At 68.3% G+C, this 18,039-nt stretch carries 20 protein-coding genes; 17 read left to right on the plus strand and 3 right to left on the minus strand.

Features of this window, described 5'->3' with window-relative positions; all coding sequences use genetic code 11:
- Positions 1-100 precede the first annotated feature (100 nt).
- The 9 genes from WMK75_RS01645 (at position 101) to WMK75_RS01685 (ending at position 10,790) form a co-directional block, all read left to right on the plus strand.
- Positions 101-670: a hypothetical protein gene (locus WMK75_RS01645; protein ID WP_347265913.1), complete on the plus strand. Its 570-nt coding sequence runs from the start codon at positions 101-103 to the stop codon at positions 668-670.
- A 148-nt stretch (positions 671-818) separates the two neighbouring features.
- Complete coding sequence (locus WMK75_RS01650; protein WP_347265914.1) at positions 819-2,546, plus strand: adenine deaminase C-terminal domain-containing protein; 1,728 nt, start codon at positions 819-821, stop codon at positions 2,544-2,546.
- Between the two features lie 359 nt (positions 2,547-2,905).
- Positions 2,906-3,472: a cytochrome c oxidase subunit 3 gene (locus WMK75_RS01655; protein ID WP_347265915.1), complete on the plus strand. Its 567-nt coding sequence runs from the start codon at positions 2,906-2,908 to the stop codon at positions 3,470-3,472.
- Between the two features lie 8 nt (positions 3,473-3,480).
- The gene (locus tag WMK75_RS01660; protein WP_347265916.1) at positions 3,481-3,741 is read left to right on the plus strand and encodes a nitric oxide reductase F protein; all 261 of its coding nucleotides are present in this window, start codon (positions 3,481-3,483) and stop codon (positions 3,739-3,741) included.
- A gap of 156 nt (positions 3,742-3,897) precedes the next feature.
- Complete coding sequence (locus tag WMK75_RS01665) at positions 3,898-5,349, plus strand: putative nucleotidyltransferase substrate binding domain-containing protein (protein WP_347265917.1); 1,452 nt, start codon at positions 3,898-3,900, stop codon at positions 5,347-5,349.
- Positions 5,346-5,591 (plus strand): hypothetical protein, encoded by a 246-nt coding sequence (locus tag WMK75_RS01670; RefSeq protein ID WP_347265918.1) that lies wholly within the window; start codon positions 5,346-5,348, stop codon positions 5,589-5,591. The genes WMK75_RS01665 and WMK75_RS01670 overlap by 4 nt, the downstream gene beginning before the upstream one ends.
- The gene (locus WMK75_RS01675) at positions 5,588-8,275 is read left to right on the plus strand and encodes a sensor histidine kinase (RefSeq protein ID WP_347265919.1); all 2,688 of its coding nucleotides are present in this window, start codon (positions 5,588-5,590) and stop codon (positions 8,273-8,275) included. The genes WMK75_RS01670 and WMK75_RS01675 overlap by 4 nt, the downstream gene beginning before the upstream one ends.
- The gene (locus WMK75_RS01680) at positions 8,275-8,637 is read left to right on the plus strand and encodes a response regulator (RefSeq protein WP_347265920.1); all 363 of its coding nucleotides are present in this window, start codon (positions 8,275-8,277) and stop codon (positions 8,635-8,637) included. The genes WMK75_RS01675 and WMK75_RS01680 overlap by 1 nt, the downstream gene beginning before the upstream one ends.
- A complete protein-coding gene (locus tag WMK75_RS01685) occupies positions 8,634-10,790 on the plus strand; it encodes an exonuclease domain-containing protein (protein ID WP_347265921.1) in 2,157 nt (718 codons plus the stop codon). The genes WMK75_RS01680 and WMK75_RS01685 overlap by 4 nt, the downstream gene beginning before the upstream one ends.
- On the opposite strand, the gene WMK75_RS01690 is transcribed toward WMK75_RS01685, so the two are convergent.
- A complete protein-coding gene (locus tag WMK75_RS01690; protein ID WP_347265922.1) occupies positions 10,784-11,467 on the minus strand; it encodes a 5-formyltetrahydrofolate cyclo-ligase in 684 nt (227 codons plus the stop codon). The genes WMK75_RS01685 and WMK75_RS01690 overlap by 7 nt on opposite strands.
- Positions 11,464-11,799, minus strand: coding sequence for a carboxymuconolactone decarboxylase family protein (locus tag WMK75_RS01695; RefSeq protein ID WP_347265923.1), 336 nt, complete (start codon positions 11,797-11,799; stop codon positions 11,464-11,466). The genes WMK75_RS01690 and WMK75_RS01695 overlap by 4 nt, the downstream gene beginning before the upstream one ends.
- Before the next feature lie 234 nt (positions 11,800-12,033).
- On the opposite strand from WMK75_RS01695, the gene WMK75_RS01700 reads away from it, so the two are divergent.
- From WMK75_RS01700 to WMK75_RS01735, 8 genes are all read left to right on the plus strand, one after another.
- Positions 12,034-12,456 carry an Rrf2 family transcriptional regulator gene (locus tag WMK75_RS01700; protein WP_347265924.1) on the plus strand — a complete coding sequence of 141 codons (423 nt, stop codon included), beginning with the start codon at positions 12,034-12,036 and terminating at the stop codon, positions 12,454-12,456.
- Between the two features lie 19 nt (positions 12,457-12,475).
- Positions 12,476-14,119, plus strand: coding sequence for a cytochrome-c oxidase, cbb3-type subunit I (ccoN, locus tag WMK75_RS01705; protein WP_347265925.1), 1,644 nt, complete (start codon positions 12,476-12,478; stop codon positions 14,117-14,119).
- 4 nt (positions 14,120-14,123) lie between these two features.
- Positions 14,124-14,858 carry a cytochrome-c oxidase, cbb3-type subunit II gene (ccoO, locus tag WMK75_RS01710; protein ID WP_347265926.1) on the plus strand — a complete coding sequence of 245 codons (735 nt, stop codon included), beginning with the start codon at positions 14,124-14,126 and terminating at the stop codon, positions 14,856-14,858.
- A complete protein-coding gene (locus tag WMK75_RS01715) occupies positions 14,858-15,031 on the plus strand; it encodes a cbb3-type cytochrome c oxidase subunit 3 (RefSeq protein WP_347265927.1) in 174 nt (57 codons plus the stop codon). Before ccoO ends, WMK75_RS01715 begins: the two co-directional genes overlap by 1 nt.
- Positions 15,028-15,921 (plus strand): cytochrome-c oxidase, cbb3-type subunit III, encoded by an 894-nt coding sequence (gene ccoP, locus WMK75_RS01720; RefSeq protein ID WP_347265928.1) that lies wholly within the window; start codon positions 15,028-15,030, stop codon positions 15,919-15,921. The genes WMK75_RS01715 and ccoP overlap by 4 nt, the downstream gene beginning before the upstream one ends.
- Positions 15,918-16,079, plus strand: coding sequence for a hypothetical protein (locus WMK75_RS01725; RefSeq protein WP_347265929.1), 162 nt, complete (start codon positions 15,918-15,920; stop codon positions 16,077-16,079). Before ccoP ends, WMK75_RS01725 begins: the two co-directional genes overlap by 4 nt.
- Positions 16,080-16,088: 9 nt before the next feature.
- Positions 16,089-16,889 carry a DUF2189 domain-containing protein gene (locus WMK75_RS01730; protein WP_347265930.1) on the plus strand — a complete coding sequence of 267 codons (801 nt, stop codon included), beginning with the start codon at positions 16,089-16,091 and terminating at the stop codon, positions 16,887-16,889.
- A gap of 62 nt (positions 16,890-16,951) precedes the next feature.
- Positions 16,952-17,386 carry an RbsD/FucU domain-containing protein gene (locus WMK75_RS01735; protein ID WP_347265931.1) on the plus strand — a complete coding sequence of 145 codons (435 nt, stop codon included), beginning with the start codon at positions 16,952-16,954 and terminating at the stop codon, positions 17,384-17,386.
- 10 nt (positions 17,387-17,396) lie between these two features.
- On the opposite strand, the gene WMK75_RS01740 is transcribed toward WMK75_RS01735, so the two are convergent.
- On the minus strand, positions 17,397-18,039 hold a 643-nt coding region (locus WMK75_RS01740; protein ID WP_347265932.1), incomplete at its 5' end, for a hypothetical protein.

Here is an 18,039-nt window from a genome sequence, read left to right on the forward strand (position 1 = left end):
GGCGCCATGCCGGGCCACCGCCCTTGCGCGGGGGCGCGATCCGGGCCATTGACGCGGTTCCGCCGGCCGGGCGGTTCGGCACGTAATGGATGGTCCCCGCATGTCTCTGACCGCCTTTGTCCTTGCGGCGCTTGCGCTGCTGCTGGCCCCGGGCCCGACGAACACGCTGATGGGCGTCGTCGGCGCGCAGCGGGGCCTTGGCCATGTGCTGCGGCTGCTGCCGGCGGAACTGGCCGGCTATCTGGGCGCGGTGCTGCCGCTGCTGTTGCTGGGCCTGCAACTGCCCGATCGCTGGCCGCTTGTCGCCGCGGCGCTGAAACTGGCGGCGGCGCTCTGGGTCATGGCACTGGCCGTCCGTCTGTGGCGGCTTGACGCCGGGCATGGGGCGACGGCGGCGATCGGGCCGCGCCGCGTCTTCGTCACCACGCTGCTCAATCCCAAGGCGCTGGTCTTCGGGCTGGTGCTGCTGCCCGCGGGCGGATCACCTGCGCTGCGCCTGATGCTGCTGTGCCTGATGATCGCGGCGGCGGCGCTGGCCTGGGGCGGCGCCGGGACCCTGGTGCGGGCCGGGTCGGGCGGCAGCCGGCGGCTGCTGTGGGTGCAGCGCATCGCCTCGGCCTGGCTGGCCTGCATCGCCCTTACGCTGCTGGCGGGCGCCATCGCCGCCTGACAGCGGGGACCGCTCTCGAAAAGCGGCCGCGATGCGCGGAATTTACTGCTTTCCGGAGGCGCAGCACAGGCTACTTATCGGGATCACGACAGGGCAGAGCGGGCGGCAGGCGCTCCGCAGCCGCCGGAATATCCCGAAGGAGGGCACCATGAACGAGATGGTCAATTTCCATTACGACAAGGTCAGGACGATCTTCGACATCCTGCATGGCAAGGCCGAGGCCGACCTGCTGCTGACGAATCTCAACATCCTCGATGTGCATGGCGAAAGTGTCTATCACGGTTCGATCCTGGTCCATGACAAGCGCATCGTGGCGCTGAACCCGGACGCCGCGGCGATCAGGGTGCGCGAGGTCTTCGACGGCCGGGGGCTTTATGCCATCCCCGGGCTGATCGACGCGCATCTGCATTTCGAATCGCAGCTCGCGCATCCGACCGCGCTGGCCGAGGCCATGGTCCCCTGCGGCACGACCACGATCTATGCCGAATGCCTGGACCTGCTCAGCGCCGCCGGCGAGGAGGGCGTAGAGGCGGCCGAAAACCTGTTTCGCGACTACGAGAAACTGCCCTACCGGCTGTTCGCTTTTGCCCCGGGGAAAAAGACCGCCGCGCGCGTGACCGAGGCGGTCCTCGACATGAAGCCGGTGATCGGCCTCGGCGAGTTCGAGCATTTCACCTACAGTTCCGGCAATGACGACGATTTCCGCAAGGCCGCCTGGGTGCGCGCCCGCGGCGGCTTCATGAACGGGCACTGGGGCGTCACGGCGCTGTCGGACATGGTGCTGAACTATCTGCCGGCCATCGGCGTGTCGAACAACCACGATGTCTGGACCGCCGACGACATCGAGAAAAGCATCCGTTACGGTTTTCCGACCCATATCAAGTTCGGCGTCGGCAGTGCCGAGGTGATCAAGGTCCTGCTGCGCGCCATCGTCGCGCGCAAATGGCCCACCGACAATTTCATGCTTTGCACCGACAATATCTCGGTCGAGCGGCTGCAGACCCAGGGCCACATGGACTGGATCATCTCGCTTTGCGCCGATATGGGCATCAGCCCGATCAAGGCGATCAAGATGGCGACGCTGAACACCGCGCGCTCCTTCCACATGGAGGACATGCTGGGCTCGCTGACGCCGGGGCGCTTCGCCGACATCGTGCTGACCGACAGCCTGTCGCGCATCAAGCCGCTTTACGTCTTCAAGGACGGGGCGCTGGTGGCCGAGGGCGGCAAGCTCTTGCAGAATGCCGAGATCGACTATTCCGCCATGTGCAAGCAGGGCGTGCCCGGGCTTGGCAATCTGGTGCCGGAACAACTGGACATCGTGCCGCTGGAGATCTCGGCCGATGGCAGAAGCGCCAGGGTGATCCTGTTCGATGTCTATGGCCGCGGTCACGCCAAGTTCCACCAGGAGGTCTGGGTACCATATCGCGACGGGCGCGTGGTGCCGGAACTGGACGGCGAGAAGCTGAGCCGCCTGTCGGTGGTGCAGCGCTATGCCTCGGGTGAACGCCATGTGGTGAACGGGCTGTTCAAGGGCGTGCATCTCGACCGCGGCGCGGTCGCCACCTACTGGCCGGCGCCCAAGCCCTATTTCGTCGTCGTCGGCCAGGACAGCGCCGAGATGTGCCATTGCCTGCGGCAGGTGGACCGCCATGCCGGCGCCTGCATCGTCACCGAGGATGGCGCGGAAAAGGCCGTGCTGCGGCTGGAGATCTATGGCGTCATGGCCAACATGACCGCGTCCGAACTGACCGCCGGCGCCAAGGCCATCGACGCCGCCCTCGAGGCCCTGGGCAACCGCAACGAGGGCGAGCCGGTGGTGAACAAGCTGCTCAGCCTGTTCATCTCGCTGCACCGCTTCCGCTTCATGGCCTGAGGCGGGATCTGCCGCCGGCCGCCATGCGCGGCCGGGGCGGGGCATTTCGTCGCAGCAAGGGTTCTTGTCAGGAAATGGCGGTGCCGCGGCGCCGCAGCGCGGGTGGCACTGCGCCCCGCCCCGTGCTAAGGTCGCGCCGTCCGGGCCGGGACAGCGCGTCCCTTGCCGCGGCCGGCGTCCCCATCCTCTCGGGGCACAGGCCGCTGCGGCCCGCAGCAGTTGCAACCCCTTGAAAGGACCCGCGTCATGAGCGATTTCATGACCATGCGCATCCATCCGGCCACCGCCCGCCCCCGTTGCGCAGGCCGGACCCGGCCCGCAGATGCCACGCCCCGCCCGCAACCCGCGGGGGTTCCGGCATGAGCGACGGACAGCTTCCCGCCCAGCAGTCCGTTCTGCGCGATCTGCCGGGCGATCTGATGATCTGGGTGCTGATCGTCAGCGAACTGGCGGTGTTCGGCGCCGGCCTGCTGGCCTTTCTCGCCGTGCGCCTGGGCGATCCGACCGGGTTTGCCGAGGCCCAGGACCAGCTGCACCGCGTCTCGGCGGCGATCAATACCGCGGTGCTGGTCACCTCGGGCTGGTTCGCCGCGCGTGCGGCGCGCGACGCACATCACGACCGGCCGGGGCCGACACGGCTGAACCTGGCGCTGGCGGGGCTGCTGGGCATCGTGTTTCTGGTGCTCAAGGGCATCGAATATGCCGATGCCGCCGCCAAGGGGCTGAGCACCGAGACCCATCCGCTGTTCACCTTCTATTGGCTGCTGACCGGCTTTCACGCCGCCCATGTCGCGGCGGGCGTGGTGATCCTTGCCCTGGTCGCCATCCGCACCCGCGCCGAGCTGGTCGAGGCGGGGGCGCAGTTCTGGCACATGGTGGATCTGGTGTGGGTGATCCTGTTCCCGATAATCTATCTGCTGCGGTGATGGACAAGATGGACATTCTGACAAGGGCATGGCTGGCGCTGATCGGGCTGAGCGCGGTCTCGACGGTGATCGCGCTGGTGTTGCCGCGACTGGACGCGAACGGGCTGAAGGCGGCCTCGGCGGTGATCCTGGTCATCGCCTGGCTGAAGGCGCGGGTCATCCTGTCGCGCTATCTGGGCCTGGCGGCGGTGCCTGCCATCGGGCGCGGTTTTGGCCTGGTGCTGGCGCTGTTCATGCTGGCCGCGATCGGGCTTTATCTGGCCGCCTGATCGCGGGCGCGCGCGGCCCGGGCCGTTCAAGCCTGTTGTGCTCGCCGCACCCTTCGGCTTATCAATCCTTTGCGGGCAGGAGGGCATCGGTTCGGCAGGGGGTGGGCACATGCGTGCTTTCGCGGGGATGACGGCTGCGGCGCCGGAGGGCGAGGGATGACGCTGGCCGCGCCCCCGGTTTTGCGCCACGGCCAGCGCGAGATGGTGACGCTGATGGCCGCGCATGTGGGCGACGCCATCCTGCGCCAGCCGCATTTCGTTACTGGCGACACCGATCTGGTGACGGTCTGCAGCCAGCTGGCCGCGCTTGGCATCACCGATGCGCTGGTGCGCGACGGCGCGGCCCTGGGGATCTTCACCACCACCAACCTGTTGCAGGCGGTGCTGCGCGGCCAGCCGCCGGCGGCGCTGCAGGTGCGCGATTTCACCACTTTCGCGCCGCGCGCCGTGGACATCGGCGACGGGCTTTATGATGCGATGATCCTGATGCTGCGCCACCGCATCCACCGCGTGCTGGTGCGCGACGGGGAAAACGTGGTCGGTATCCTCAGTCAGCTTGATCTGATGGGGTTTCTGGCCAATCACTCGCATCTGGTCTCGGCCGAAATCGCCGGGGCCGGGGATGTCGCGGCCTTGGCCCAGCCGGCCGGGCAGGTGCGCGACCTGATCCGGGCGCTGCATGGCGACGGCGTGCGCGTCGAGTTCATCGCCGAGATCGTCGGCGGTCTGAACCGGCAGATCTTCCAGCGCCTGTGGCAGATGCTGGCCCCGCAGGACTTGCGCGAGAACAGCTGCCTGATCGTCATGGGCAGCGAAGGCCGCAGCGAGCAGATCATCCGCACCGATCAGGACAATGCCCTGATCCTGCGCGACGGCTTTCGCCCCGAGGGGCTGGAGCGGATCACCCGGGCCTTTACCGAGGCGCTGATCTCGTTCGGCTATCCCCCATGCCCGGGCGGCATCATGCTGAGCCGGCCGCTCTGGTGTCAGAGCCTGACGGATTTCGGCGACAGCCTGCGCGACTGGATCCATGGCGCCGAGGCCGAGGGGCCGATGAACCTCGCGATCTTTCTGGACGCGGTCGCGGTGGCCGGGGACGGGGAACTGCTGGCCGCGCTGCAGGCGCGGCTGCGGCGCATGCTGAGCGGCAGCGACAGTTTCCATGCGCGTTTCGCCGCCGCCATCCGGCAGTTCGACAGCACCGGCGAGGGCGGCTGGTGGCGCCGCCTGCCCGGGATGCGCGGCCCCGAGGCGGCCGAGATCGACCTGAAGAAGCTGGGGATATTTCCGCTGGTGCATGGCGCGCGGGCGCTGGCGCTGGAATATGGCATCCCGGCCACCGGAACCGCAGCGCGGCTTTCCGCGCTGGCCGCGGCAGGTCGCATCAGCGAGGCGCTGGCCCGCGATCTGACCGACGCGCTGCACTGCATGATGGGGCTGAAGCTGGACGCGAACCTTGCCCAGATCGACCGGGCCGAGGAGCCGGGCAATACCATCCGGCCCGCCGAACTGGGCCGGCTGGACCGCCAGGTGCTGCGCGATTCCCTCAATATCGTGCGCGATTTCAAGGAATGGCTCACGCAGCATTATCGGCTGGGTGCGTTGTGAGGCGGCGCGACGGACCTCCGGCCCCGGTGCTGCTGGCGCTTTGCGGTCTGGGTTTCGTGCTGTTCAACTTTCCGCTGCTGCTGATCTGGGACCGCTCCGTGACGCTGTTCGGCCTGCCGTTGCTGCCTTTGGCGCTGTTCCTGATCTGGGGTGGGCTGATCCTGGTGCTGGCGCTGATCGCGCGCGCGCATCCCGCGCCGCCGCAGGACGACCCGCCCGACCTGCGCGAGGCCGGGGAATGATGTCCCCCGCGCAGGTGCTGGCGGCCTCGTTCGGCTATCTGCTGCTCTTGGTGGCGGTGGCGGCTTACGGCGACCGCCGCGCCGGGCAGGGGCGCTCGCTGATCGACAGCAGCCTGGTCTTTGCCCTGTCCTGGGGGGTCTATTGCTCGGCCTGGACCTATTTCGGCAGCGTGGGGCGCGCCGCCTCGGGCGGGGTCTGGTTCCTGCCGATCTATCTGGGGCCGATGCTGGCCATGCTGCTGGCCTGGGTCCTGCTGCGCAAGATGGTGCGCATCGCGCGCAGCTACCGCGTGACCTCGATCGCCGATTTCATCGCCAGCCGCTATGGCAAAAGCCCGCTTTTGGCGGCGCTGGTGACACTGATCACCGTCATCGGCATTCTGCCCTATATCGCGCTGCAGCTGAAGGCGGTCTCGGCCGGCTATGACGTGCTGACCGGCGCCTCGGGCCCCGAGGACGCGGCATGGTGGCAGGACGGCACGCTTTACATGGCGCTGTCGCTGGCCGGTTTCGCCGTGGTCTTTGGCACCCGCCATCTGGACCTGTCGGAACGCCACGAGGGCATGGTTGCCGCCATCGCCTTTGAATCGGCGGTCAAGCTGCTGGCCTTTCTCGCCGTCGGCATCTTCGTGACCTATGGGCTGTTCGACGGCATGGGCGACATCTGGGCGCGCGCACAGGCCCGACCCGAGATGGCGGGGCTCTTGCAGCTGGACGGCGCGGGCTTTGCAGGGTTCCAGGGCGCGCAATGGTTCGCGCTGACGCTGCTTTCGATGCTGTCGGTGCTGCTTTTGCCGCGCCAGTTCCAGATGATGGTGGTCGAATGCACGGATGAGCGCCACATCCTGCGCGCCTCGTGGATGTTTCCGGCCTATCTGCTGGCGATCAACGTCTTTGTCCTGCCCATCGCCATCGGCGGCATGCTGGTCATGGGGGACGGGGGCGCCGGCGCGGAAAGCTATGTGCTGTCGCTGCCCCTGTCGCAGGGCGCGCAGGGGCTGGCGCTTCTGGCCTATGTCGGCGGGCTCTCGGCGGCGACCGGAATGATCATCGTGGAAACCGTCGCCGTCTCGACCATGGTCTGCAACGATCTGGTGATGCCGGCACTGTTGCGCTCGGGGCGGCTGGCGGCGGGGGGCGACCTGACCCGGCTGCTGCTGAACATCCGGCGCGGCGCCATCCTGATCGTGCTGCTGCTGGGCTATCTGTATTTCCGCATCGCCGGCGAGGCTTACGCGCTGGTCTCGATCGGGTTGATCAGCTTTGCTGCGGTGGCGCAATTCGCCCCGGCGCTGCTGGGCGGCATGTACTGGCAGGGCGCCACGCATCGCGGCGCGCTCTGGGGGCTGATCGGCGGGGCGCTGGTCTGGGCCTATACGCTGATGCTGCCCTCGGTGGCGAAATCGGGCTGGATCGGGGCCGAGTTCCTGGAAGGCCCCTTTGGCCTGACGGTGCTGTCGCCGCAGGCGCTGTTCGGCCTGACCGGCTTTGACGAGCTGACGCATTCGCTGTTCTGGAGCCTTCTGGTCAATATCGGCCTGTTCACCAGCCTGTCGCTGATGAGCCGCGCCAGCGCGCGCGAGGCCAGCCAGGCGTTGCTGTTCGTCAACGTCTTCCAGCGTGGCGCGTCGGCGCCGGTGTTCTGGCGCGGGCGGGCGCGGCTCGACGACCTGCGGGCGCTGGCGGCGCGGTTCCTGGGGCCGGCGCGGGCGGCCGCGATGTTTGACGAGCACGCGCATGAGGGCGAGGGCGCGCGCGCCGATGCCCGCCTGGTCGATCGGGTCGAGCGCCAGATCGCCGGCGCCATCGGCACTGCCTCGGCCAGGGTCATGGTCGAATCCGTGGCCCAGGAAGAGCCGCTGAGCATGGGCGACGTGCTGGAGATCATCGACGAGGCCTCGCAGGTGCGCACCTATGCGCGCGAGCTTGAGGCCGCGACGGTCGAGTTGCGCGCCGCGAATGAAAAGCTGAAAAGCCTCGATTCGCTCAAGGACGATTTCATGTCCTCGGTCACGCATGAATTGCGCACACCGCTGACCTCGATCCGGGCGCTGACCGAACTGATGCTGGACACGCCCGACATCTCGGATGCCGAGCGCGAGGAGTTCCTGCAGATCATCCTGTCGGAAAGCGAAAGGTTGAGCCGGCTGGTCAATCAGGTGCTGGATCTGGCCAAGATCGAATCCGGCATGGCGGACTGGCATTACGCGCCGGTGGACCTGAAGGCGCTGGTCCAGCAGGCCACCCGCGCCACCGCCGAGCTGCTGCGCGAAAGCGGCGCCGAGCTGCGGCTGGATCTGCCGGAGCAGGTGCCGGTGATCTCGGCCGATCCCGACCGGCTGGTGCAGGTGATGGTGAACCTGCTGTCCAATGCGGCGAAATTCGTGCCGCGCGCGGGCGGCGTGATCGCGGTCACGCTGGCGCGGCAGGGTGATGATCTGGTGGTGACAGTCCAGGACAACGGACCCGGCGTGCCGCAGGCCGAGCGCGACTGGGTCTTCGAGAAGTTCCGCCAGGGTGGCGATCTGCTGACCCGGCCGGGCGGAACCGGGCTCGGGCTTCCGATCAGCCGGCAGATCGTGGTTAATCTGGGCGGGCGGATGTGGCTCGAGGACGGGCCGGGGCCGGGGGCCTGTTTCGGCTTCAGCCTGCCGGTGACGGGCAGCGAAAGGGGGGAGGGGTGATGGCAAAGGTATTGATCGCGGATGATGAGCCCAACATCGTCGTCTCGCTGTCCTTCATGCTGAAACGCGAGGGTTATGAGGTGCTGGTGGCGCCCGACGGCACCCAGGCCCTGGCGATGATCCGCAGCGAGATGCCGGCGCTGGTGCTGCTGGACGCCTCGATGCCCGGGATGACCGGGTTCGAGGTCTGCGAGGCGGTGCGCGCCGACCCTTCCATCGCCGGAACGCGGATCATGATGCTGACCGCCAAGGGCCGCGACACCGACATCGCCCGCGGCATGGGGGCGGGGGCGGATGCCTATGTGACCAAGCCCTTCTCGACCCGCGAACTGGCGCTGCGCATCCGCGAGCTGCTGGCATGAGGCCGGGCCTGCGCCAGATATTGCCGCCGCTGCTGCCGGGCCTTGCGCTGGTGCTTTGGGCGCTTGGCGGGGCGGCATTGTTTCTGGCCGCGCTGCCCGCCGATCAGCAGGCCGGGCTGCGTGCGGCGCTGGCCCCGGCGCTGGATCAAGCGGGGGCGATCCTCATCGGCTGGTGGCTTGCGGGCGCGGCGCTGGCCGGCTGGCTGGCGGCGCGGTTTCATGCGCGCCTTGTCCGGGGGCCGGCGCGGCTCGCCGATGCGGCGCGGCTCTTGGCCGACGACCCCGGCGCTCCGCGGCTGGAGACCGGGGGCGGCGGCGCGACCGCCGCACTGGCACAGGCGCTGAACGATCTGGCGGCGCAGCGCGAAAGCCTGCAGGGAGACATGGCGCGGCTGGTAGCCGAGGCGCAGGCCAAGGTGGCGCAGGAACGCGACCAGCTGGGCGCGCTGATGGCGGAACTGCAACAAAGCGTGGTGGTCTGCAACCTTGACGGGCGCATCCTGCTTTACAACGAACATGCGCGGGCGCTGTTTCACCGCGTCGCGGGCGGGGCGCAGATCGCCGGCGGCGCCGAGCTGATCGGGCTTGGCCGCTCGATCCATGCCGTGGTGGATCGCGCGCTGATCGTCCATGCGCGCGAGACGGTGGACCGCCATATCGCCCGCGCCGAGGCGGCGGTCTCGGCGCGGTTCGTGACGCGCATGGGCTCGGGCAGCCTGGTGCATGTGGTGCTGGCGCCGGTGCGGCCGCAGTCCGGGGGCGGCGCGATCAGCGGCTATGTGCTGCTGTTTGACGACATCACCCAGGATTATGCCCAGCAGTCGCGCCGCGACCGCAGGATGGCGGAGCTGACGGAATCCAGCCGCGCCTCGCTGGCCAATATGCAGGCGGCGCTGGACATGCTGGAATATCCCGATCTGGAACCGGCCGAACGCGCCGGATTCGATGCCATCGTGCGCGACGAGGTCACGGGCATGGGCCGCAAGCTGGCGGCGCTGACGGCCGACGCCTCGCAGGAAATTCTCACCCGCTGGCCCTTGCAGGAAATGCCCGGGCCGGACCTGCTGGCCGCCGCGGCCGAGCGCATCAGCGCCGAGACCGCGCAGCTGCCGGTGCTGCAGGGCGGCGAGGGCATGTGGCTGCGGGTGGACAGCTTTTCGCTGATCCAGGCGCTGGCGGCGCTGGCCGGGCGGCTGTTCGGGGCGCGCGGCGTGCCGCCGCTGATCCTGCGCCTTGGCGCCGCGCCGCGCCGGGGCTGGGCGCATCTGGATCTGGTCTGGCCGCTGGAGGACGTGCTGCCCGAGGCGGTGGCGAATGCGCCCCTGCAGAACGTGACTCTGGGCCAGGGCGGTCCCGACATCGCGGTGCGCGACATCGCCGAGCGCCATGGGGGCGAGCTGTGGCTGGAACAGGACCGCAGTCATGGCCAGTCCTTTTTCCGTTTCCTGCTGCCGACCGCCGAGGGGGGGCGCGAGACCGCCGCCCCCGGCCCGCGCCCGGAATTCTATGATTTCGACCTGTTCGCCGCCAGCCTGTCCAGCCGGGCGCTGGACGAGCAGCCGCTGGAGGGCCTGACCTATACCGTCTTCGACACCGAGACCACCGGCCTCGATCCGGCCGGCGGCGACGAGATCATCCAGATCGGCGCCGTGCGCATCCTGAACGGCAAGATCCTGCGCGGCGAAAGCTTTGACCAGCTGGTGGATCCCGGCCGGCCGATCCCCGAAGCCTCGATCCCCTATCACGGCATCCGCCCCGAGATGGTGCGCGGCCAGCCCCGCATCGGCGAGGTTCTGGCGGCCTTTCATGGCTATGCGACCGATACCGTGCTGGTCGGCCACAATGTCGCCTTCGACATGCGTTTCCTGCAGTTGAAAGAGGCCGCGACCGGGCTGCGTTTCGATCAGCCGGTGCTGGACACGCTGCTGCTGGCCAGCATCGCGCAGCCGCATGAGACCTCGCAATCGCTCGAGGCGATCGCCGGGCGGCTGGGCGTCACCATCACCAACCGCCACAATGCCGCGGGCGATGCGCTGGTCACGGCGCAGGTGCTGCTGCGCCTGCTGCCGATCCTGCGCGGGCGCGGCATCACCACGCTCGGCGAGGCGCGGGCGGCGGCGCAAAGCTCGTATTATGCGCGGTTGCGCTACTGAGCGCAGAACTCGATGCCGGCCTCGGTGACGATCGCGGCCAGGCCGATGTCATGGGGCTGGGGATAGATGGTCGGCAGCCGTGCGGCGTGCAGGCCGACGCCGATGGTCAGCGGGCTGATACGCGCCAGCGTGCGGTCGTAATAGCCGCCGCCATAACCCAGCCGATAGCCCGCGCCGTCCCAGCCCACCAGCGGCACCAGGGCGATGTCGGGGATCACGGTGGCCTCGGTGGCGGGTTCGAGGATGTTCCAGAAACCGCGCAGCATGGTGGCACCCGGTTGCCAGGGCCGGAACAGCAGGGGCTGGCCCCGCTCGGCCACCGCAGGCAGCGCCAGATGCACCCCGGCCGCGTGCATGGCGCCCAGCCAGGGCCGCAGGTCGGGCTCGGACTTGATCGGCCAATAGGCGGCCAGCGTCTTGCCGGCGGGATCGACATGCAGATGCGCCAGCACGGCGTCCAGCGCCGTGCCGATGCCCTGGGCGATGTGGTGCAGCGCCTCGACGCCCAGGCTGGCGCGGCTGGCCAGCAGATCTGCCCGCCGCGCCTTGCGCCAGCGCGCCACGTCATGCACCTGCTGCGGCTCGACCCCCAACGGGTCGAAATAGTCGGGCGCTACCTGCGCGGCCGCGCAGGCGGGCGAGCCCGCCCCGTCGCCGCCCTGCGCGGCGCCGGTCATTTCCCGGCCTTTGCCAGCACGTCGAGGCTTTTCAGCGAATGGGCATAGGCGGCGCCGGCGCGCATCTCGGCCGCGACCCAGATCGCCTCCATGATCTGCTCGGGGCTGGCGCCCTCGCGCGTGGCGCCCTTGACATGGCCCTCGATACACCAGGGGCATTGGGTGACATGCGCCACCGCCACGGCGATCAGCTGCTTGGTGCGCGCGTCCAGCGCGCCGGGGGCAAAGACCGCCTTCGAGAAGTCGCGAAAGGCGGCCTCGGCATCAGGCGCCAGCTCGCGGCGCCGCTCGACCAGTTCCGGCGTTGCCCTGGGCATCTGCATCTCGCTCATCCTTGCGACCTTTCCCGGCGCCCTGCGAAAACATGCCGCAGCCCCCGGCGGCGCGGACCGGGCGGCGCATGATCCTGATGCACCACGATGTTTTCATCCGGCGACGGCCCGACAAGGGGCGCGGCCAGGGGTGCGACGATCTGGCGCACCCGATAACGCGGCGTGCTTACATGGTTGCATCATGCTAGCATCTCGGCAATAGGCATTGGAAATACCAATTCGAGGCGTGACTCGATGCGACTGACCTCATTCACCGAATACGGCCTGCGGGCACTGATGCGGATGGCCGGCGCACCCGAACGCGGCTATTCAAGCGCGGAGCTCGCCGGGGATCTGCAGCTGTCGCGCCACCACCTGGCCAAGATCGTGCAGGCGCTGGTCAAGGGCGGCTATGTCGTTACCCGGCGCGGCGGCGGCGGCGGCGCCATGCTGGCCCGCCCGCCCGATCAGATCCGTCTGGGCGAGGTGGTGCGCCTGCTGGAACGCGACCAGGCGCTGGTGGAATGCTTTGGCCCCGACGGTGGCGACTGCACGCTGGACGGGCACTGCCTGCTGCGGCACCGGCTGCGCGCCGCCGAGGAGGCATTCCTGCACGCCCTGAACCAATCGACCCTGGCGCAGGTGGCCCTGCCTGCGCCGAACTGCAATTTCGCCTGATCAAGCCGGAGACCAAGCCATGATCCAGTCGCTGACCCTAACCGAGCGCCGGAGCGCCGCCCTCCTGGCGTTGCTCCTGGCCATCATCGGCCTTGCCATGGCCGCAGCGGCGCGACACGGGCCGATGGCGGTGCATGGCGGCATGGCGCTGGCCCTGGGCATCCTGCTGGTCGCGCTGTTTTCGGGCGGGCTGCTGCATCCCGACGCCCCCGCCGACCGGCTGGAACGCTATTACGACGAGCCGTCGAAATTCGGCATCGCCATGACCATGGTCTGGGCGGTGGTCGGCATGGTGGCCGGGGTCTGGGTGGCGGCACTGCTTTACTGGCCCGAGGCGACGCCGCTGTGGCCCGCGACCAGCTTTGGCCGGCTGCGCCCGGTGCATACCTCGGGGATCATCTTCGGCTTTGGCGGCAATGCGCTGATCGCCACCTCGTTCTTTGTCGTGCAGCGCACCTCGCGCGCGCGGCTGGCGGGCAGCCTCAGCCCCTGGGTGGTGCTGATCGGCTTCAACCTGTTCTGCGCCTGGGCGGTCAGCGGCTACATGATGGGCGCCACCCAGTCCAAGGAATATGCCGAGGCGGAATGGTATGCCGACCTGTTCCTGGTGGTGATCTGGGTCACCTATTTCCTGCTTTACCTGCGCACCATCGCGCGCCGCAAGGAACCGCATATCTATGTGGCGAACTGGTATTTCCTCGCCTTCATCCTGGTGGTGGCGATGCTGCACATCATCAACAACCTCGCGCTGCCCATCAGCCTTTCCTCGACGAAAAGCTATACCATCTGGTCGGGGGTGCAGGATGCCATGGTGCAGTGGTGGTATGGCCACAACGCCGTCGCATTCTTTCTGACCGCGGGCTTTCTGGGCATGCTCTATTATTTCCTGCCGGTGCGCGCGGGGCGGCCGATCTGGTCCTATCGCCTGTCTATCCTGTCCTTCTGGGGCATCGTGTTCTTTTACATCTGGGTGGGCTCGCACCACCTGCATTACACGGCGCTGCCGCATTGGGCACAGACGCTGGGCATGACCTTCTCGATCATGCTCTTGGTGCCCAGCTGGGCCTCGGCCGGCAATGCGATCGCGACGCTGAACGGCGCCTGGCACAAGGTGCGCGACGACGCCACGCTGCGCTTCATGTTCGTGGCGGCGGTGTTTTACGGGCTGTCGACCTTCGAGGGCTCGTTCCTGGCCATCCGGCCGGTGAACTCGCTGAGCCATTACACCGACTGGACCGTGGGCCATGTGCATTCGGGCACGCTGGGCTGGGTGGCGATGATCATCTTCGGCTCGCTTTATACCATGGTGCCGCATCTGGCCGGCCGGCGCGAGATGCGCTGGCCCAAGGCGGTCGAATGGCACTTCTGGCTCGCGGTGATGGGAACGCTGTTCTATGTCGTGGCCATGTGGAACGCCGGCATCACCCAGGGGCTGATGTGGCGCACCTATGCCGAGGACGGCTCGCTGCTTTACAGCTTTCTGCAATCGGTCGAGGCGATGGCGCCCTATTACCTGATGCGCACCATCGGCGGCGCCATGGTCCTGGCGGGGGCGCTGATCTGCTGCGTCAACACCTTTGCCACCTTCCGCCGCGCGCCCGGCACGCTGCCGGCGCATGACCGCCCCATCCTCAACGCATCCGCACAAGTGGCGGCGGAGTGAAGCCATGCCCATCCTGAAACTGCACTACAACCTTGAAAAGCTGTCGCTGGGGCTGGTGGTCGGCATCATCGTCGCCGCATCCGTCGGCGGCATCGTCGAGATCGCGCCCTTGTTCACCATCGAGAACACCGTCGATGTCCCCGAGGACATGCGCCCCTACACGCCACTCGAACTGGCCGGGCGCGAGATCTACATGCGCGAGGGCTGCTATGCCTGCCACAGCCAGATGATCCGCACCCTGACCGACGACATCGACCGCTTCGGCCCCTATTCGGTGACCGGCGAAAGCGTCTGGGATTTTCCCATGCTCTGGGGGTCCAAGCGTACAGGACCCGACATCGCGCGGCTGGGCGGCAAGTATTCCGACGCCTGGCACGTCCTGCACATGCTGAACCCGCGCGACGTGGTGCCGACCTCGATCATGCCCGCCTATCCCTGGCTCACGCGGGCGCTGGACACGGACGATCTGTCGGCGCAGCTGGCGACGCTGGCGCGACTCGGGGTGCCCTACAGCCCCGAGATGATCCGGAATGCCGGCCGTGACGCGCTGGCGCAGACCCGGCCGGACGGCGACGCGGCCTCGGATTTCGCCGAACGCTATGGCGAACGCCCGGCGGTGCGCAGTTTCGACGGCGATCCGGGGCGGCTGACGGAAATGGACGCGCTGGTGGCCTATCTGCAATCGCTGGGGCAGCTGACCGATGTCGCCCACAAGACCGCGGACGAGGAGGAGTCGTGATGGAAACGCATGAGACGCTGGTTCATCTGGCCAAGACCTTCGGCCTGCTGTGGATGATGGGGTTCTTTCTGCTGGTGGTCTGGTATGCCTTCTGGCCGGGTTTCCGCGCCCGGCATGAGCGCGCCGGGAAGTCGGTGCTGAGCGACGATCTGATGGCGGAGGACCGGGCATGAGCGAGCATCAGCAGGAAATCGATCCCGTCACCGGCTATGAGACGACCGGCCATGAATGGAACGGCATCAAGGAACTGAACACGCCCTTTCCGCGCATCGCGATCTGGGCGCTGGCGATCACGGTGGTCTATGCGGTGGTGTCCTGGGTGTTGCTGCCGACCTGGCCCATGGGCCGCGACTATACCCGCGGGCTGCTGGGCATCGACCAGAAGACCGATGCCCAGGCGGCGCATGCCCGCATGGAGGCGCTGCGCGACAGCTGGAAATCGCGCTTTGCCGAGGGCGATTTCGCGGCGCTGGCCGCCGATACGCAGCTGATGGATTTTGCCCGCCCGGCCGCGGCGCGGCTGTTTGCCGACAATTGCGCCGCCTGCCATGGCGCGCAGGGCCAGGGCAAGGACGGCGACGGCGGCACCGGCTTTCCGGCGCTGGACGACGGCGACTGGCTCTGGTCCTCGGATCCGGCCGATATTGCCGAGCTGATCCGCGTCGGCATCAACAGCAGCCATGACGAGACCAATGTCTCGCAGATGGCGGCCTTCGGCAAGGACGGGGTGCTGGAGCGCGACCAGATCGACCAGCTGGCGCAATATGTCGCGGCGCTTCACACCGGCAAGGCCGATCAGAACGGCCCGGCCGCGGCGTTGTTCGAGGAAAACTGCGCCTCCTGCCACGGCGAGAGGGGCGAGGGCGAGATGGGCGTCGGCGCGCCGCGGCTTTCGGACAACGACTGGATCTATGGCGGCAGCCTGCAGGACATCCGCACCACGCTGATGAACGGCCGCCAGGGCGTGATGCCCGCCTGGGAAGGGCGGCTGTCGCAGGCCGACCGCAACCTGCTGGCGCTTTACGTCTCCGGCCTCGCGGCGCAGAAGGAGGCGGCGAAATGACGGCGCGCAACCAGAAACGCCTGGCGATCCTGGGCGCCTGCACGGTGGCTGCCGTGTTTCTTGGGGCGAATGCGCATCTGATCGCCGTCGCCTTCAACTCGCAGCCCGATTGCGGCGCGATCTCATCCGAACGGGCTCCGGCCCGGCATTCCTGCTGAGGAGGTCACATGCTGGAACCCCTTCCGACGCTGCGCGCGCCGCAGCCGCCCGAGGACAGGCTGGCGCGCAACCTGCCGGCCAATGTCGCGCTGGACTGCCTGCGCGCCGGCTGGCGCGACCTGTGGCACAACCCGCTGTCAAGCCTGGCCTACGGCCTGCTGCTGTTCCTGATCTCGGTCGCGGTGATCTGGGCGCTTGATCATTACGGCCTGCTTTACCTGCTGCTGCCGGCCACGGCGGGCTTCATGATCGTCGGCCCCTTCCTGGCCATCGGGCTTTACCAGAAAAGCCGCGAGCTCGAGCACGGCCGCAACCCGCATCTGGCCGAGATGCGCCACAGTCACGCCGCCTCGGGCGGGCAACTGGCCTATGCCGGCCTGCTGTTGTGCCTGCTGCTGCTGTTCTGGCTCAGGGCGGCGGACCTGCTTTATGCGCTGTTTTTCGGGCTGCAGCCCTTTCCGGGCGCGGATGAGGCGATGGCCAATACCTTCACCACGCTGCGCGGCTGGATGCTCTTGATCAGCGGTGGGCTGGTGGGGGCGCTGTTTGCGGGCTTTGCCTTTGCCATCAGCGTCTTTGCCCTGCCGATGTTGGCCTCCGAGCGGCGCGACGCGCTGACCGCCTTCGGCACCAGCTTTGCCATGGTGACGCGCAACCTCGGCCCGTCGCTGGCCTGGGGCGCGATCGTCACCGGCGGCATCGTGATCAGTGCGCTGACCGGGTTGCTGGCGCTGATCGTGGTGTTTCCGGTGCTGGGTCATGGCACCTGGCATCTCTACAACCGCCTGCGCCCCGAATCCGGGGCTTGATCCGGCGGCAGCCCTGCCGTCAAGGTGGGGCTGCGCAACTGTGCCGGCTCTGGGAGGCAGACGTGCTCAAGGGAATCGACCCGCTGATCGCACCCGACCTGCTGCGGGTGCTGGCCGCCATGGGCCATGGCGACGAGATCGTGATTGCCGACGCGAATTTTCCCGCGGCCTCGGTGGCGCGGCACACGGTGACGGGGACGCCGCTGCGCATCGACTGCGACGCCATCCGTGCCCTGCGCGCGGTGCTGTCGCTCTTGCCGGTGGACACGTTCCTGCCCGATCCGGTGCTGACCATGCAGGTGGTGGACGAGCCCGATGCCGTGCCCGAGGTGGTGGCGCAATCGCTGCCGATCCTTGCGGCCGAGGGCGTCAGGCCGGCCTCGCTTGAGCGGTTCGCTTTCTACGAGCGGGCGCGGCAGGCCTTTGCGGTGCTGCATTGCGCCGAAACCCGCATCTATGCCAATTTCATCATCCGCAAGGGCGTGATCGCCGGCTGAGGCGGCGCCGTCACACCTGCGCGGCCAGCGCCTTCAGCGCCGCCAGCGCGCGGCTGCGGTCCTCTGTGCCGGCGGCGTCGGGCTGTTCGATATAGGCGCAGGTCAGCGCCGTGATCGCCTCGCCGCCGGGGCCGGGGATCGGCACGCTGAGGTCGGTGACCCCGACCAGCTGCCCCGAAGGCTCGATCCGCGCGCCCTGTTCGCGCACCGCCTGCAATTTCCCGGCGACCGCCGCCAGCCGCGATGCCGCATCGGCGACGCCCCATTGCCCCAGGGTCTCCAGCACCCGCTCGGGTTTCTGGAAGGCCAGCAGCGTCAGGCCCGAGCCGGTGGTGAACAGATCAAGAATGCCGCCCGGCCGGGCGCGGAATTCCCAATGCCCGGCCGGGCTGGCCTGCGCCACGACGATGCCATTGCCGGCCTCGGGCACGACCAGATGGCAGGACTGGCGGAACTCGCGGGCGAATTCGTCCATCAAAGGCTGCACCTGCGCCACCAGCCGGCGCAGCGGCGGGTGCCGCGTCGCCAGTTGGAACAGCTTCATGGTCAGGGCATAGCGGTCGCCGCCCTCGCCGCGTGCGCATTTCGCGGAATTGGGGCAGCGATTTCGCGTGATCGCGGGCACGCGTTTCACGCGATCGCGGGCAGCCGTT

The sequence above is a fragment of the Paracoccus sp. (in: a-proteobacteria) genome (assembly GCF_039808215.1).
In the GTDB taxonomy this organism is placed as follows: domain Bacteria; phylum Pseudomonadota; class Alphaproteobacteria; order Rhodobacterales; family Rhodobacteraceae; genus Paracoccus.

Bases quoted from the DNA above. Each gene is read 5' to 3' on its own strand.
- WMK75_RS01660 (WP_347265916.1), top strand. From the start codon at position 3,481: ATGGACATTCTGACAAGGGCATGGCTGGCGCTGATCGGGCTGAGCGCG.
- WMK75_RS01685 (WP_347265921.1), top strand. From the start codon at position 8,634: ATGAGGCCGGGCCTGCGCCAGATATTGCCGCCGCTGCTGCCGGGCCTT.
- WMK75_RS01715 (WP_347265927.1), top strand. From the start codon at position 14,858: ATGGAAACGCATGAGACGCTGGTTCATCTGGCCAAGACCTTCGGCCTG.
- WMK75_RS01695 (WP_347265923.1), bottom strand. From the start codon at position 11,799: ATGAGCGAGATGCAGATGCCCAGGGCAACGCCGGAACTGGTCGAGCGG.
- ccoN (WP_347265925.1), top strand. From the start codon at position 12,476: ATGATCCAGTCGCTGACCCTAACCGAGCGCCGGAGCGCCGCCCTCCTG.
- WMK75_RS01690 (WP_347265922.1), bottom strand. From the start codon at position 11,467: ATGACCGGCGCCGCGCAGGGCGGCGACGGGGCGGGCTCGCCCGCCTGC.
- WMK75_RS01725 (WP_347265929.1), top strand. From the start codon at position 15,918: ATGACGGCGCGCAACCAGAAACGCCTGGCGATCCTGGGCGCCTGCACG.
- ccoP (WP_347265928.1), top strand. From the start codon at position 15,028: ATGAGCGAGCATCAGCAGGAAATCGATCCCGTCACCGGCTATGAGACG.
- ccoO (WP_347265926.1), top strand. From the start codon at position 14,124: ATGCCCATCCTGAAACTGCACTACAACCTTGAAAAGCTGTCGCTGGGG.
- WMK75_RS01700 (WP_347265924.1), top strand. From the start codon at position 12,034: ATGCGACTGACCTCATTCACCGAATACGGCCTGCGGGCACTGATGCGG.
- WMK75_RS01645 (WP_347265913.1), top strand. From the start codon at position 101: ATGTCTCTGACCGCCTTTGTCCTTGCGGCGCTTGCGCTGCTGCTGGCC.
- WMK75_RS01655 (WP_347265915.1), top strand. From the start codon at position 2,906: ATGAGCGACGGACAGCTTCCCGCCCAGCAGTCCGTTCTGCGCGATCTG.
- WMK75_RS01665 (WP_347265917.1), top strand. From the start codon at position 3,898: ATGACGCTGGCCGCGCCCCCGGTTTTGCGCCACGGCCAGCGCGAGATG.
- WMK75_RS01650 (WP_347265914.1), top strand. From the start codon at position 819: ATGAACGAGATGGTCAATTTCCATTACGACAAGGTCAGGACGATCTTC.
- WMK75_RS01680 (WP_347265920.1), top strand. From the start codon at position 8,275: ATGGCAAAGGTATTGATCGCGGATGATGAGCCCAACATCGTCGTCTCG.
- WMK75_RS01730 (WP_347265930.1), top strand. From the start codon at position 16,089: ATGCTGGAACCCCTTCCGACGCTGCGCGCGCCGCAGCCGCCCGAGGAC.
- WMK75_RS01675 (WP_347265919.1), top strand. From the start codon at position 5,588: ATGATGTCCCCCGCGCAGGTGCTGGCGGCCTCGTTCGGCTATCTGCTG.